This window comes from Streptomyces sp. NPDC004732 (genome assembly GCF_040609235.1).
Taxonomy (GTDB): Bacteria; Actinomycetota; Actinomycetes; order Streptomycetales; family Streptomycetaceae; genus Streptomyces.
Genome location: NZ_JBEXJR010000019.1, coordinates 38,410 through 53,617, shown reverse-complemented (window position 1 = coordinate 53,617; position 15,208 = coordinate 38,410). Strand labels below are relative to the sequence as shown.

Here is a 15,208-nt window from a genome sequence, read left to right as displayed (position 1 = left end):
TGGTCTCAGCTCTGCTGCAGCAGCCGGTCGCAGTTCTTGACAGCGTTGTCAAGTGCTTCCTTGGGGCTCTCCTTGCCCTGCAGCGCCTTGGCGACGGAGTTGCGCAGCTCGACCTTCATCTGCTCGCTGAAGAGCACGGGGGTGTAGTTCACCGCGGTCTTGATGGACTTGGCGGCCGCCACGCGCACGCGCGTCTCGTCCTTGCCGTCCTGCTTGGTGAAGTACGGGTCGTCGAGGGAGCCCTCGGTGCTCGGGAAGATCGCGACCTTCTTGGCGAACTCCATCTGGCGCTGGGCGTCGGTGACGTAGTGCGCGAAGGCCACGGCGGCGGGCGTCTGCTTCGTCTTGGTGTTCACCATGACGCCCATGACGTACATGTTGTCCTTGCCGGTGCTGCTGATCTGCGGCGTGATGCCGATGTTCTTGTAGAGCCGCGGCGCGTCCTTCTTGAACTTCTCCAGGTCCAGCGCGCTGCCCGGGTTCATGGCGACGGCCTCGGTGAGGAACTTCTTGCCGGTGGACTCGGGCGTCGCGGTGAGGGCCTGCCCGTCCAGGGCCTTCGCGTCGTACAACTTCTTGTACTTGGTGAGGAGTTCGACACCCTTGGCGTCGTTGAAGGTGAAGCCGGTGCCTTCCTTGTTCATCAGCGGGACGCCGTAGCGCCCGAAGTCCTCGACGGTGGGGACGTTGGCGAGCGTGGCGACCTTGCCGTCGCTCTTGTCGGCCAGCTCCAGGGCGTCGTCGAAGAGCTTGTCGTACGTCGTCGGGGGCTTGTTCTCGTCGAGACCCGCGTCCTTGAACAGGCGCTTGTTGTAGAAGAGCGGCCCGGTGTTGAGGTACCAGGGGAAGGCGAACGTCCCCTCCATGCCCGGTATCTGGTGGCTCTTCCAGGCTCCGGGGAGGTACTCCTTCTCGTACTTCCCCGCCGACTTGTCCAGGTCGAGGGCGAGGCCCGCCTTGGCGAGCGGGGCGACGAGGTCGGGCGAGACGTTGACGACGTCCGGCAGGGTGCCAGCGGCCGCGTCGGCGCTGATCTTGTCGGCGTAGCCCTCGCCGGGCTGGTCGACCCACCTGACCTTCGTGCCCGGGTACTTCGCCTCGAAGCCGTCGACGACGCCCTCGAAGTACGACTTGAAGTTCGCCTTCAGGTTCCAGGTCTGGAAGGTGATCTCACCCTCGACCTTGCCCGACGCGTCGGTCGAACCTCCGCCGTCGTCTCCGTCACCACAGGCGCTCAACGGCAGCAGGACGGCGAGGACGGCGCCTGCGGCGACCGCTCTGCGGGGATTACGGGAGATACGCACGGTGAAACGGCTCCTTTGCTCGGCCCAGCGTGAGACGGCGGTGACTGCAACCGTCCGAGCCGGGCAATCCACGCCGAGGCAGACCCTGCATGGAACTGTGGCGCAAAGTCAATGGATTCGTGGAACATAAATCGAAGATCGGTCGATCATCCGGGCAACTGAGCAGGTCAGGAGGGTGCGTTGAAGGTCTTGCGGCGGACGACTAATGCGCTTTAGAGTCTGAGCGCTCAAGCGCATTAGTATCCGGGAGCCAGGAAAGGGGCAACGGGTGCAAGGCAAGCGGTCACCGGCGCGCCGGCCGACCATGAAGGACATCGCGCGCCGCGCCGGGGTCTCCGAGAGCGCCGTCTCCTTCGCGCTCAACGACCGGCCCGGCGTCTCGGACATCACTCGTGACCGGGTGCGCAGGGTCGCCGAACAGCTGGGCTGGCGGCCCAGCACGGCGGCGCGCGCCCTGTCCGGCGAGGGTTCGGCGACGGTGGGCCTCGTGGTGGCGCGCCCGGCGGCGACCCTCGGCGTCGACTCGTTCTTCCTGCAGCTGATCTCCGGGGTCCAGGAGGTCCTCGCGGAGCGGCACCTGGGACTGCTGTTCCAGGTCGTGGAGGACGTCGAGGCCGAGTGCGCGGTCTACCGCCGCTGGTGGGCGGAGCACCGGGTGGACGGCGTCCTGGTGGTGGACCCGCGCACGGACGACCCGCGGCCCGCGCTCCTCGACGAGCTGGGGCTCCCCGCGGTGGTGACGGGCGGCGTGCCCGACCCGGACGCCGGGCACCCCGGCCTGTCCACGGTCTGGGCGGACGACGCGGGTGCGATGGCCTCGGTCGTCGGCCATCTGCATGCGCTCGGGCACCGTCGCATCGTGCACATCGCGGGCCTGGAGGGGCTCGCGCACACCGAGCGCCGCATCCGCACGCTGCGCGTCGAGGCGGCGGGCCGCGGGCTGTCCGGGGTGCGTTCGGTGACGACGGACTACTCCGACACCGAGGGCGCCGCCGCGACCCGGCGGGTCCTGGGGTCCGCCGAGCCCCCGACGGCGCTCGTGTACGACAACGACGTGATGGCCGTCGCCGGGGTCGCCGCCGCCACCTCCCTCGGCTTCACGGTCCCGGACGACGTCTCGGTGGTCGCCTGGGAGGACTCGGCGCTGTGCCGCATGGTGCACCCGTGGCTGACGGCCCTGTCCCGGGACACGGTGTCCTTCGGCAGGACCGCGGCCCGCGAGCTCCTCGCCCTCCTCGACGACGGGCCCGGGGCCACGGTTCAGGTGCCGCTGCCCCGGCTCATCGAACGCGAGAGCACGGGGCGGGCACGAGGGTGACCCGGTGTCACGCGGGCGGCCCGGGAGGCCACGGGAGCCCGGCGAGGATCGGCAGCAGCGACTCCTCCTCGTAGTCGAGGTGGGACGTCAACTCCTGTGACATGCGCGCGAGTTCAGCACGGAACCGTACGGGGTCCGCGCCCCCGACATCCGCCAGGAGCCCGGCGAGTCCGCCCTGGATGCGGGCCACCTTCCGGTGCTCCTCGGCGAGCCGGTCGAAGGTCTCGCGCAGCTCGGGGTGGTAGCCCGCCATGGTGGGGAAGAGATGTGCGTCCTCGCCGGTGTGGTGGAACTCCAGGGCGTCGCAGAACGCCAGGCAGTGCTGCCTGATCTGCAGGCCGAGACCCGGCGACGGCGGCGCGCCCGGCCCCCGGTGACCGGCGAGCGCGGCGAAGTACGCGTCGGTCTCGTCGCGCACGTGCCGCAGCTGGCCGCGCAGCCAGAGGTGGACCTGAATCATCTTGTCGGCGAAGTCGGTGGCCTCTTCGGGGATGTCGGCCTCGTGCGCGGGCCGTTCCAGGACGACGACCGGCAGAATCCGGCTCGTCCGCGCCTGGTACGCGCCGTATCCGGGGTCGGCGGCCACCACCCGCCCGAAGAGCCGGTCGCGCCGCTCCCCTTCGGCGGGGACCGCGACGGCCTCGAACGTCTCGGTGCCGAGCTCCACGCTCACCGTGGGGTGCGCGAGGACGTTGTGGTACCAGTCGGGGTGGCGCGGGCCGCCGAGGTCCGACCCGACGATCAGGAGCAGGCCGCCGTCGCGGACGTAGCCGAGCGGGGTGGTGTGCTGCTTGCCGGACTTCGCTCCGGTGGTGGTGAGCAGGAGGAGGTCGCCGCCCTCGAAGGGGCCGCCGACCTTTCCGCCGCCCGCTCGGAACTCGTCGATGACGGACTGGTTGAAGGGTGTGGGCATGACGGTGTCGCATCTCCGTACGGGGTACGCGGGACCGCGTCGGCAGCATCGGCCGACGGCGTTCGTCGCGGTGTGAACGAGGGGAGTCGCGGGCCACGCAGGAGGCGTGACCGGCGGCGCGCGCAAGGCGCGCGGGTCAGGCGATGGCCTGGCGGTGAGAACTCATGACGTACTCATCGGCGTCGTCCCTGAGTGAAGGTGCTCGCCCGCTCGCCGACCTGCCCACTGCTCTCTGGTCGGCGCCACGCGGCACGAGCACCATTACAGTCACCCACTCCCCCGCATGTCAACGCGGGCCCGCCTCACACCTCCGAGCGGTAGAGGCCGAACTCCGCGATCCGCACCGTGCTCCGCGACCGCGTCACCCGCAGCCGCCACCGGCGTGCCGTCACCGGCCCGGCGAGCGTCAGGACACGGCTCGCCCCCACCGTGTCCACCTCGGTCACGGTCTCCCACCCGTCGCCGACGCGTGCCTCGACGACCGCGTGCTCCAGCTGCTGGCCGTGCCGGATGTCCTCGGCGAGCCGGATCCGGTCGACCTCGTGCGCCCGCCCGAGGTCGACGGTGACCGCACCGGCCGCCCGGTCGTGCCGCGGGTGACTGCCGTGCGCGAGGTCCACGGGGAGCTCGCGCCGGATGCGCTCGCGGAACTCGCGCAGCCGCGCCACGTCCGCGTCCGGGAGCAGGCCGCGCCGGTCCGGCGGAATGTTCAGCAGGAGCACGGAGTTGCGGCCGACCGAGCGGAACCAGATGTCCGTCAACTGCTCGACCGTCTTGGGCTGTTGGTCATCGTGGTAGAACCATCCCGGCCTGATGGACACATCGCACTCGGCGGGCCACCACTGCAGGTACTGGGCGACGGAACGCGCCTCGGCGAGCGCCTCGCGGCTGCCCTGGTCGGGCGCGTCGTACTTGAGGGCGTAGTCGATGCTGCCGTTGCCGGAGTCCTTGACGGGGACGACGCTCCACTCGTTCTCGCGCGCGAGACCGCCTTCGTTCCCGACCCAGCGCACGTCGGGGCCGCGCACCGCCATGGTGGCGTCCGGGGCGAGCGCGCGGATCAGCGCGTACCAGCTGTCCCAGTCGTACGTCTCCACCTTCTCCGGCGGGATGCGGCCCTGTGCCCCGTCGAACCACACCTCGTCCACGGGGCCGTACTCGGTGAGTACTTCGTAGAGCTGGTTGAGCATATGGGCGCCGTAGTCGGTGGCGTCGAGCGTGAAGGAGCGCGGCCGGGAGCCCGCCCGGTCGTCGCCGGGCACCAGGGTGGGGATGGTGCGCGCCGCACGTTTGCTGCCGTTGGCGTAGACGCCATCGAGGTACTGGTTCTCGTCGGCGGGCGAGATGTAGACGCCGACCTTGATGCCGTACCTCCGCAGCGACTTGGCGAACGACCGGAGCACATCGCCCTTGCCACCCTGCCAGCTGCTGCTCACGACGCTGTGCCGGGTGTAGCGCGAGGGGTAGAGCACGAAGCCGTCGTGGTGCTTGACGGTGAGGATGGCGAGCTTGAATCCTCCGTCGCGCAGGGCGCGCGCCCATTGGTCGGTGTCGAGCGCGGAGGGCTGGAAGACGTCCGGGTCCTCGTCGCCCGTCCCCCACTCCAGGCCGGTGAAGGTGTTGACGCCGAAGTGCAGGAACGCGGTCTGCTCCAGTTGCTGCCAGGCGATCTGCCGTGCGGTGGGGCGGACCCGGGCCGCCTTGGCGACCAGCGTGTCGGGGGTGTCGGCGGGGCCGATGCGGATGCGGTGGGGCGGTTCCGCGCCACCGGGCCTTGCTCCACCGGGCCATGCTCCAACGGGCCGAGCGGTGGCGGCCGCGGCGAGCGCGGTGCTCGACGCCGCGACGGACGTGGTGACGGCGGCGGCCATGAAGAGGCGTCTGCTGACGGTCATCAGGTGCCGATCTCCTTCGGGAGTCAGGGGGCGGGGCCGGTCAGTGTGCGGTCAACGTCCAGGTGGTGGGCGGCCGTTGGTCGGCCGGGTACTGGAGGGTCCGCCCGTCGTCCGTGACGTGGGCGGCCATGCGCGTGACGGCGTTGGTGAGCCGGTGGCCGCCCGGCACCCGCGTGATCTCCCACCGCTGCAGCGTGTTCGCGGGGTCGCAGGTCTCCTCGGTGACGGCCGTGCCGGGCTGCAGCGGCACGTTGAGCGTCAGCTTGCCGCTGCGGGTCTCCAGACACTTCCCGCTCGCCGCGTCCTTCAGCGTCGCGTACCCGTCGGCGGTGCGCTCGACCTCGACGTCCCGGGGCCCGGCCAGGCCCTCGCTGTCGCGCAGGGTGTACGTCCCGTCGGCGACCGGCACCTTCGCCAGGTCCCGCCACCCTGGCGCGTGGCCCACGGCTCCGGCGCGGTCGGTGAATTCGGCGTACGTCGGGTCGGGGTGTGCGTCGCCCCAGGTGACCTGGGCGATGTGGGCGAGCGGCAGAGCCATGGCGGCGGCGACCTCGTTCTCGGTCTCGCCGCGTCCGTTGTCGGGCCACAGGCTGATCTTGGCGCCGGTGATGCCGTCGCGGGTGGCGAGCTTCTCGCCCTCGAAGGTCCGGGGGTCCCACTGCTCGTCGTACAGCTTCCGCGTGTCGGTGTGGAAGCCGCCGCGCACCAGGTAGAGGGAGTAGGCGGCGTTCATCAGCGGGTGGCCCTGCTCGATGAGGCGGCTGGGCTTCGTCCGCACGTCCAGCCAGTGCTCGACGGTCGTGCCGGGTGCGACGGGCACGGTGTTGGCACCGGTGAGGCCGTCGTTCCAGATGCGCAGGTCCTTGCCCTTGCCGGTGACGTAGGCGTGCACGCGGTTCACGAAGTCGATGAAGGCGTCCTGCGGGGTGGCGTTCTCGCCGTACTTCTTCTTCGCGTACTCCAGGACGTGCGGGTACTTCGCGAAGTCGGAGCCGAGCATGTACTCGTCGGCGCCCATGTGCCACGAGGTCGCGGGGAAGACCTCGGCGTACTCGTCGATCAGGCTCTTGTAGTAGGCGAAGGACGCGTCCTTGGTGATGTCCAGGCGGGACGGCTGCGGCTTGCCGTCGGAGTCGGTGAGCTGCAGGTCCGGGCGCTTCTCCAGCCACGGGTCCATATGGCCCGGTGAGTTGATCTCCGGGACGATCGTGACGTGGTACTTCTCGCCGAGCGCGACCAGGCGGCGCAGTTCGCTCTTGGTGTAGTAGCCCCAGGAGTTGGCCTCGGGGTGTGCGTCGCTCTTGACCTTGAGCTCCAGGAGCAGCTGGTTCTGCTTGCGGTAGGCCATGTCGCGCAGCAGGTTCTCCAGCCACGGCGTGGAGATGTTGATGTAGCAGGCGCAGACTCCGACGCCGCGCTCCTTGTAGCGCGGCACGTCGACGGTGCGCCCTGCCGGGACGCGGTCGCTCCGGGCCAGGAGCTGGAGCAGGGTCCTGGTGCCGTAGAAGGCTCCGGCCTCGCGGGCGCCGGTGATCTCCAGTCGCTCGCCCGCCCGCAGGTCGTAGCCCTCGGCGCCGAGCGGTTTCCGGGTGCGGTCGACGTCGATCACGACGTCTCCGTCGCGCGCCGCATCGCGGGTCACGGGGACGCGCCCCTTGCCCGCGGCCTTCAGGTCGTCGGCGAGGGTGGCGGCGACCCGGCGCGACGCGGGATCGCGTGCGACGAGGCGGGTGCCGGGGCCGTAGCGGAAGCTTCCCTCGGCGGGGGTCCAGTCGGTGAGCGCGGGGACGGTCGTCGGGGGCGCCTCGGCAGTCTCCTGGGCGGTGGCCGCCGGGAGGGGGACCGCGAGCAGCAGGGCTGCCGCGACGGCCGTGCCCAAGACTCCCAGGACTCCCGAGACACCCGAGACTCCCGAGACACCCAAGAATCGGAGCGAACGCAGTTCGGTCATGAGGTCCGATGATTCAAGCGCCCCACAAGAGTGTCAATGCATCGTGCGCCCCGGGGACTTGGACATTTGCACTGCCTCTCCTCAGCACCCGGCGCCGCGATTCGGCCGGAACCATCGGATGAATGACCCTCCGGACACGCCTGTGCCCCCGGCCATGGAGGGCAGGGGGCACGTGGCGAAGCGGACCGGACCGGTGCCGACTCAGTCGATACCGGGGAGGATGTGCGGCTCGGCGAGGTCGTCCTCGTAGCCGGCCAGACGGATGGGGGCCGCTTTGGCCCACGCCTCCAGATTGCGGAGCTTCTGGGGCCGTCCGACCCCTTCGCCGCCGCGTTCCGCCGGTCGCTTTTCGTGCTTCGTCAGATCTGGTGTCACCGCGCACTCCTTTGTGTCGCGTAACGGAAGGACAAGGGCAGTTCGGTCGCGGTGGCGCCGTTCTCTGGCGGGACCGCGGCCGTGGTGCCGGCCTGTCCCCGGAGCGGCCGGGAGATGCTTGTGGATCTCCCGTGGCCGCCCGTTCGCACTACATTAACCAAATGAGCGCGCCCGCGCTCGATGGGGACCTGAGTCGGAGTGGATTCCGGACAAAGGCGCCCTGGCGGCCTCCTGGGGCCGCGGGGGCCGGGGCTCCCCGAGCCCCGGACGGGACACGCACCCGACGACCCCGCCGGGCGACGGGCACACACGGGTGCATCTCGGCCACCACCTGTGACGACGGCGGGTGTTGGGGCTTGGCGGCGGGTCCGGTCACGGCGGGCACACAACCGCTTACGACTGGCGCAAAAGGGACAGCCGGTCCGGATCCCGCGGTATGCGGCGACCCGGACCGGCTGTCCGAGGGGTGAGACGGCGTCTCAGCCGTTTACCACTTGCCCGGCTCGTAGTCCTTGAGGAAGACGCCGTACACGTCCTCGCCCGCCTCGCCGCGCACGACCGGGTCGTAGACGCGGGCGGCGCCGTCGATCAGGTCGAGCGGCGCGTGGAAGCCCTCCTCGGCAAGACGCAGCTTGTCGTAGTGCGGGCGCTCGTCGGTGATCCAGCCGGTGTCCACCGAGGTCATCAGGATGCCGTCGGTCTGGAACATCTCCTGGGCACTGGTGCGCGTCACCATGTTCATCGCGGCCTTCGCGGCGTTGGTGTTCGGGTGCCCCGCGCCCTTGTAGCCACGGCCGAAGACGCCCTCCATCGCCGAGACGTTGACGATGTGGGCCCGGCCGCTCGGCGCCTTCTTCGCGGCGTCGGCCATGGCCTGGCGCAGCGCGCTGATCAGGATGAACGGCGACGTGTAGTTGCACAGCTGGGTCTCGAGGAGCTCCACGGGGGAGATCTGCTCGATGGTCTGCACCCAGGTGTTGCTGTCGACGACGTCAGGGACGAGGCCGCCCGCGTCGATGGCGGTGCCGTCGAGGTGCCTGGCGACGCTGGCGTTGCCCGCGACGAGGGCGAGGTCGGCGACCTTCTGCGCGTCCAGGCCGCTGGTGCCGAGGGGCAGCGCGGCGAGGCCGTCGACCGCGCCGGAGTTGAAGGCGCCGATGACGGAGTGGGCGGGCAGCTCCCCGGCGGGCAGCGGCGCGCTCTCGCCCTCCACCAGCGCGGCGTAGGCGGAGGGCAGGCGGCGCACGGTCTGCGTCGCGTTGTTGATCAGGATGTCCAGCGGGCCCGCCGCGGTGAGCCGCTCGGCGAGGGCCACGGACTGGGCCGGGTCGCGCAGGTCGATGCCGACGACCTCCAGGCGGTGGATCCAGTCGGCCGAGTCGTCCATCGCCTTGAAGCGGCGGATGGCGTCCTTGGGGAACCGGGTCGTGATCGTCGTGTGGGCGCCGTCCCGGAGGAGGCGCAGCGCGATGTACATGCCGATCTTGGCGCGTCCGCCGGTGAGCAGCGCGCGCTTGCCGGTGAGGTCGGCGCGGGCGTCGCGCTTGTTCCGGTTCAGCCGGGCGCAGTCGGGACAGAGCTGGTGGTAGAAGTAGTCGACTTCCACGTACCGGGCCTTGCAGGTGTAGCAGGAGCGCGGGCGCTGGAGTATCCCCGCGATCCGGCCCTCCTCCGTCTGCGACGAGGGCAGCAGGCCCTCGGTCTCGTCGTCGATGCGCTGCGCGGAGCCGGTGGCGGTGGACTCGGTGACGGCCTTGTCGTGGGCGGTCTTGGCGGCGCGGCGCTCCTGGCGGCGGCGCTGCTTCACCGTCCGGTAGATCCCGGCCGTGGCCCGGCGCACGGCGATCGCGTCCGGGTGGTCGACGTCCAGCTTGTCGAGCTCGTCGAGCACGGCGAGGCAGACGGCGAGACGGTCCGGGTCGATGCCGGGGCCGTACGCCTCGTGCTCGACGGGCCCCTCCTGGCTTGCGTCTGTCACCGTCATCGCCGCTGTCCTCGTGTCCATCCGTGCCACGGCGCATCTGGTCGTCCGCGGAAGCTCCAAAAGGAGGAGTTTACGTAGCGGCGGGCCTGCTCACCAAACCCGTGTTCCTGGCACACACCGCCACGAGGGCGTCGATCTCGTCCCGCAGGCTCTGCGCGAGGAGCGCCAGGTCGGGCACGGCCGCGGCGTCCGCGACCAGCCCGTAGTGCACTCGCCCCCGGTAGGTGGAGACGGCGACGGCGAGCGACTGGCCGCGGGCGAGCGGCGCGAAGGGGTAGACCTCGGCGAGGCGGCAGCCGCCGAGCCGCAGTCCGATGCCGGGCAGCGGGACGCTGGTGACGAGGATGTCGAAGAGCAGCCGGGCGGCCTGCGCGACGACGGGGCCGCCGATCCGGTGGCCGAGCGACGGCACGTGCTCGGCGAGCAGCGCCACGGCTCCGGCGCCCCGCTCGGGGCCCGCGTCCTTGTTGCGGTCCATGGCGGCGCGCACGCTGCGCAGCCTTTCCAGGGGATCCTCGTGGCCGACGGGGAGCCGGACCAGATAGCCGGAGAGCCGGTTGCCCGGGGGCTGCGCGGTGCGGGGCCTGCGCCGGGAGACGGGGATCAGGGCGCGCGGCTCGACTCCCTCGCTGCAGTCGCCGCGCTCGTCGAGCCAGCGGCGCAGGGCGCCCGCGACCACGGCGATCAGTACGTCGTTGACGGTGCCGCCGACGGCTTTGCGCACCTGGTGCACGTCGTCCAGGTCGAGGACGACTCCGGCGGTGCGGCGGGTGCCGGTGGCGGACGAGGCGAGCGCGGCGCAGGAGCGTACGCCCAGGGTCGCGCGCGCCACGGAGGTGCCGATGCCGAGGGCCTGGCCGACTTCCGCGACGGTGCCGCGGACGCGCTCCGGAAGCTTGCGGGGGTCAAGGACCGACCACGGGGAGGCCGTGGGGACCGGCGGGCGTTCGCGGGAGGCGGGCAGGTCGACGGGGTCGAGGAGGGCCGCGCCGAGCGTGAGTGCGCGCAGGCCGTCGGCGAGGGCGTGGTGGAACTTGAAGAGGACCGCGAAGGACGTGCCGTCGGCGCCCGGCAGTACGTGCGCCTCCCACGGCGGCCGGTCGCGCGCCACCGGACGCTGCATCAACTCCCCCGCCGCGGCGTGGAAGTCGGCGACGGGGGCCGTGAGCCGGATGTGTTCCAGCGGGTCGAATGCGGGCATCGGTACGCGCGTCGCGCCGCCGACGGGCAGCAGGACGGAACGTATGCGCATGCGAAGTCCGGGCACGGCCGCCGCGCGGGCCGCGAGCAGCCCGGCGGCGCGGTCCGCCGCGTCGGGTCCGTCGGCCTCGAAGACACCGAGCGCCCCCAGATGCATGGGGTGTTCGGCGGTCTCGATGTTCCAGAAGGCCAGATCGAGAGGTACGAGCAGGTCAGAGCTCTGTGCAGACGATGAAGTCACGGACTCGCTCTCTCGTCGAGGACGATGCGGGGCTGACGGACGTGAGTCAATCGCTCCTGACGACTACGGTCAAGTACGATCATGCTACGCAGAGTTAACAACAGATTAAGGCCTGAACTGCCCCTCGATGTCCGCTTCGGTCACGATTGGGCACGCCTTCAAATAACCTGCACAGCGAATGTGCACTCCGGTCACGCAATTCGGTCCCCGCCGCCCGTGAATTTCCATGCATTGACCACACGGATCACCCTTCGACGGGTAAGTGTCCGATTTGTTGGAAGGAGTCGCTCCGCATCCTGGATTCCCATCTGTGAATCTTGTGAAGGAGCTGCCGCGACGCGGTGAACCTGCCTGCACGCAGCGGTGATACGGCGTCACAACCGCGCCGAACCGTCGCTCCGTCGATTGGATGTACGAGCTGCGAACGTGCTTTGATCCTGGCCGCCGCGGAATTCGAATCCCCAGATTCCGCGGAGCTGGAAACACCTATGCACCATTCATGAGAAGGGCAGTCTCACACCATGAACAACGTCCCCCAGGTCGAGACCCTCGAGATTTCCGACGCCGACCTCGACAACGTCTCCGGCGGCCTCGTTGCCGGTGTCGCGAGCAACGTCACCGGCACCGTTGACTCCATCGCCCCGGTCTCGGGCGTCGTCGGCGGCGTCGTCGGCACGGTCGAGGGTGCCACCGGCCTCAACACCGGCGCCGTCACCGGCCTGGCCTCCGGCCTGACCGCCGGTCTCTGAGCCTTTTCGCTCATCGAGACGCCATGATTCGTGAGCCCCGGAACCTCAGGTTCCGGGGCTCTCGGACGCATCGGCGCAGCAGCCCCAGGCTCAGGCACCGTAGCCCCAGGCTCAGGCACAGTAAGGGAAGCGTTCCGTGCAGTTCCGCCAACAGGCCCTGTCCAAACTGCAGTCGCCCGAGGAACTCGACCTGCCGGTGCGCTACGCCCGTCCCCAGGGCCTGCTCGTCCTCGCCGTCACCCTCGTCGTCATGGCCGCCTCCGGTGTCTGGGCCGTCACCGGATCGCTCTCCTCGACGCTCCGGGCACCCGGAATCCTCACCCACGGCCAGGGCAGTTACGTCCTGCAGAGCCCCGTCACCGGCCAGGTGACCCGCGTCCTGGCCGAGGAGGGCAAACGGCTCGCGGCAGGCGCCCCCGTGCTCAAGGTCCGTACGGAGCAGGGCGACAAGGTCGTGCGCGCGATCGCCGCGGGCCGGGTGAGCGCACTCGTCGCCAGGATCGGGACCGTCGTCACCACCGGCGCCGACGTGGCGACCCTGGAGCGCGTGGCGGGCAGCAACGACCCGCTCACGGCGATGCTCTACGTTCCCTCCGACAGCGCGGCCACCGTACCCGTCGGTGCCTCGGTGGACCTCACCGTCCAGGCCGTGCCCACGGAGCAGTACGGGACGCTGCGCGGCCGGGTGAAGGCGATCGGCCGCGCCGCACAGAGCCGCCAGAAGATCACCGGCTTCCTCGGCGACGGCGAACTGGCGAAGCAGTTCACGAAGGACGGACCGCCCGTGGCCGTCCTCGTACGGCTCGACCCGTCGTCCGCGACCAAGTCCGGCTACGCCTGGTCGACCGCCTCAGGACCGCCCTTCGCGCTCGACTCCATGACCACGGCCACCGGCGCCTTCCACCTCGCCGAGCAGCGCCCGATCGATTGGCTGCTTCCGTGACCGCTCCCAGCCCCTCCCCCGCGCACCAGCAGCAACTGCCGCCCCCCGGCGGCCGTCGCAGGCACCGCCCCGACGACCCACCCCGCAACCGCCGCCGCGCGGCGCCCCGCCCCGCGTCCAAGGGCAGGCGGCCCAAGACCGTCCGCACCCCCACCGTCCTGCAGATGGAGGCCGTGGAGTGCGGCGCCGCCGCACTCGCCATGGTGCTCGCCCACCACGGACGGCACGTCCCCCTGGAGGAGCTGCGCATCGCGTGCGGCGTCTCCCGCGACGGCTCACGGGCCAGCAACGTCCTGAAGGCGGCACGCAGTTACGGTCTGACGGCCAAGGGCATGCAGATGGAACCGGCCGCGCTGGCCGAGGTGAAGGCGCCCGCGATCCTGTTCTGGGAGTTCAACCACTACGTCGTGTACGACGGCGCGGGACGGCGCCTCGGCCGCCGCGGCGTCTACATCAACGACCCGGACAAGGGCCGCCGCTTCGTGCCGTCCGAGGACTTCGACACCAGCTTCACCGGTGTCGTCCTGGTCCTCGAACCGGGCGCGGACTTCCGTCCCGGCGGCCGCAGGCCCGGCGTCATGAAGGCCCTGCCCGCGCGGCTGCGCGGCACCACGGGCACGATGCTCGCCGCGCTCCTCGCCAGCCTGCTGCTCGTCGCGGTCGGCGCGGCGCTGCCCGCGCTCAGCCGGACGTACATCGACCTGTTCCTGGTCGGCCACCAGACCTCGCTGCTCGGCGCGCTGTTCGCCTCGATGGGCGCGATGGTGGCGCTCACCGTGGTGCTGACCTGGCTGCAACAGGCGAACCTGCTGCGCGGCCGCATCATCTCCTCCACCCTCGGCAGCGCCCGCTTCCTGCGCCATCTGCTGCGCCTGCCCGTCACGTTCTACGCCCAGCGCTCCCCCGCCGACCTCGTGCAGCGCCTCGCGTCCAACGACGCGGTCGCCGAAACCCTGGCCCGCGACCTCACCGCCGCCGGGGTCGACGGCATCGTCGTACTCCTCTACGCGGCGCTCCTTTGGACGTACGATCCGCAGCTCACCCTCGTCGGTGTCGGCATCGCCCTGCTGAACATCGTGGCGATGCGCGTCGTCATCCGGCTGCGCGCCACCGGCACCCAGAAGCTGCGCGCCGACAGCGCCAAGCTCACCAACACCTCGTACACCGGCCTGCAGCTGATCGAGACGATGAAGGCCACCGGCGGCGAGAACGGCTACTTCCGGCGCTGGGCGGGCCAGCACGCCACCACGCTGGAGGAGCAGCAGCGCCTCGGGGTGCCGAGCGCCTGGCTCGGTGTCGTCGCGCCGACGCTGGCCACCCTCAACAGCGCGCTGATCCTGTGGATCGGCGGTCTGCGCGCGGTCGAGGGACATCTGTCGATCGGACTGCTCGTCGCCTTCCAGGCCCTCGTCACCCGGTTCACCGCGCCGATCACCCGCCTCAACGGCGTCGCGGGCCGCATCCAGGACTTCGCCGCCGACGTCGCCCGCCTCAAGGACGTCGAGAACTTCCCCGTCGACACGCTCTACTCGCGCCCCGAACCCGCCGCCAGCACCCGCCGCCTCACGGGGCACGTCACCCTCGACGACATCACCTTCGGCTACAGCCCCCTGGACAAGCCGCTCCTGACCGGCTTCTCGCTGTCGGTCGGGCCGGGACAGCAGGTGGCGCTCGTCGGCGGCTCCGGCAGCGGCAAGTCGACGGTCTCCCGGCTGATATCGGGCCTCTACAGCCCGTGGGAGGGCACGATCCGCATCGACGGACAGCGTCTGGAGGACATCCCGCGCGGCGCGCTCTCCGCCTCCGTCTCCTTCGTGGACCAGGACGTCTTCCTCTTCGAGGGCACGGTCCGCGACAACGTCGCCCTGTGGGACCCCTCCATCCCCGACGACGCGGTGGTGGCCGCCCTCCAGGACGCCTGCCTGTACGAGGTGGTGGCCCGCAGGCCCGGGGGCATCCACGGCCGTGTGGAGCAGGACGGGCGCAACTTCTCCGGCGGGCAGCGCCAGCGCCTGGAGATCGCGCGGGCCCTGGTCCGCCGCCCGAGCATCCTCGTGCTCGACGAGGTGACCAGCGCCCTGGACGCCGAGACCGAGCAGGTCATCATCGACAATCTGCGCCGCCGCGGCTGCGCCTGCGTCGTCATCGCCCACCGCCTGAGCACCGTGCGGGACAGCGACGAGATCGTCGTGCTCGACCACGGCCAGATCGTGGAACGCGGCCGCCACGAACACCTCGTCACGGCCGGTGGGCCCTACGCCGACCTGGTCAAGGAGCACTGAGGTGACCTCCGTACCGGAACAGCATGGATACCCGCGGGACACGGCCGACACAG

General features: G+C 70.7%; 11 protein-coding genes. 4 read left to right on the top strand and 7 right to left on the bottom strand.

The window, feature by feature from the left end; all coding sequences use genetic code 11:
* Positions 1 to 5: 5 nt before the first annotated feature.
* Positions 6 to 1,304 carry an extracellular solute-binding protein gene (locus tag ABZV77_RS38340; protein ID WP_356267272.1) on the bottom strand — a complete coding sequence of 433 codons (1,299 nt, stop codon included), beginning with the start codon at positions 1,302 to 1,304 and terminating at the stop codon, positions 6 to 8.
* A gap of 268 nt (positions 1,305 to 1,572) precedes the next feature.
* Between ABZV77_RS38340 and ABZV77_RS38335 the strand changes: the two genes are divergently transcribed.
* Positions 1,573 to 2,622: a LacI family DNA-binding transcriptional regulator gene (locus tag ABZV77_RS38335; RefSeq protein WP_356267270.1), complete on the top strand. Its 1,050-nt coding sequence runs from the start codon at positions 1,573 to 1,575 to the stop codon at positions 2,620 to 2,622.
* Between the two features lie 7 nt (positions 2,623 to 2,629).
* Here the strand turns inward: ABZV77_RS38335 and ABZV77_RS38330 are convergent, their stop codons facing one another.
* The 6 genes from ABZV77_RS38330 to ABZV77_RS38305 all read right to left on the bottom strand — a co-directional run bounded on the left by ABZV77_RS38330 (position 2,630) and on the right by ABZV77_RS38305 (position 11,181).
* Positions 2,630 to 3,535 carry a nitroreductase/quinone reductase family protein gene (locus tag ABZV77_RS38330; RefSeq protein ID WP_356267268.1) on the bottom strand — a complete coding sequence of 302 codons (906 nt, stop codon included), beginning with the start codon at positions 3,533 to 3,535 and terminating at the stop codon, positions 2,630 to 2,632.
* Between the two features lie 302 nt (positions 3,536 to 3,837).
* Positions 3,838 to 5,430 carry an alpha-L-fucosidase gene (locus ABZV77_RS38325; RefSeq protein ID WP_356267266.1) on the bottom strand — a complete coding sequence of 531 codons (1,593 nt, stop codon included), beginning with the start codon at positions 5,428 to 5,430 and terminating at the stop codon, positions 3,838 to 3,840.
* Positions 5,431 to 5,470: 40 nt separating this feature from the next.
* Positions 5,471 to 7,381, bottom strand: coding sequence for a family 20 glycosylhydrolase (locus ABZV77_RS38320; RefSeq protein ID WP_356267264.1), 1,911 nt, complete (start codon positions 7,379 to 7,381; stop codon positions 5,471 to 5,473).
* Positions 7,382 to 7,582: 201 nt separating this feature from the next.
* Entirely contained in the window at positions 7,583 to 7,756 is a 174-nt protein-coding gene (locus tag ABZV77_RS38315; protein WP_356267262.1) for a hypothetical protein, read from the bottom strand.
* A gap of 487 nt (positions 7,757 to 8,243) precedes the next feature.
* Positions 8,244 to 9,740: an SDR family NAD(P)-dependent oxidoreductase gene (locus ABZV77_RS38310; protein ID WP_356267260.1), complete on the bottom strand. Its 1,497-nt coding sequence runs from the start codon at positions 9,738 to 9,740 to the stop codon at positions 8,244 to 8,246.
* A gap of 70 nt (positions 9,741 to 9,810) precedes the next feature.
* A complete protein-coding gene (locus tag ABZV77_RS38305; protein ID WP_356267258.1) occupies positions 9,811 to 11,181 on the bottom strand; it encodes a wax ester/triacylglycerol synthase family O-acyltransferase in 1,371 nt (456 codons plus the stop codon).
* A 521-nt stretch (positions 11,182 to 11,702) separates the two neighbouring features.
* Between ABZV77_RS38305 and ABZV77_RS38300 the strand changes: the two genes are divergently transcribed.
* From ABZV77_RS38300 to ABZV77_RS38290, 3 genes are all read left to right on the top strand, one after another.
* Entirely contained in the window at positions 11,703 to 11,930 is a 228-nt protein-coding gene (locus ABZV77_RS38300; protein WP_356267256.1) for a type A2 lantipeptide, read from the top strand.
* 136 nt (positions 11,931 to 12,066) lie between these two features.
* A complete protein-coding gene (locus ABZV77_RS38295; RefSeq protein WP_356267254.1) occupies positions 12,067 to 12,873 on the top strand; it encodes an HlyD family efflux transporter periplasmic adaptor subunit in 807 nt (268 codons plus the stop codon).
* Positions 12,870 to 15,155: an NHLP family bacteriocin export ABC transporter peptidase/permease/ATPase subunit gene (locus tag ABZV77_RS38290; RefSeq protein WP_356267252.1), complete on the top strand. Its 2,286-nt coding sequence runs from the start codon at positions 12,870 to 12,872 to the stop codon at positions 15,153 to 15,155. Before ABZV77_RS38295 ends, ABZV77_RS38290 begins: the two co-directional genes overlap by 4 nt.
* Positions 15,156 to 15,208: the final 53 nt, after the last annotated feature.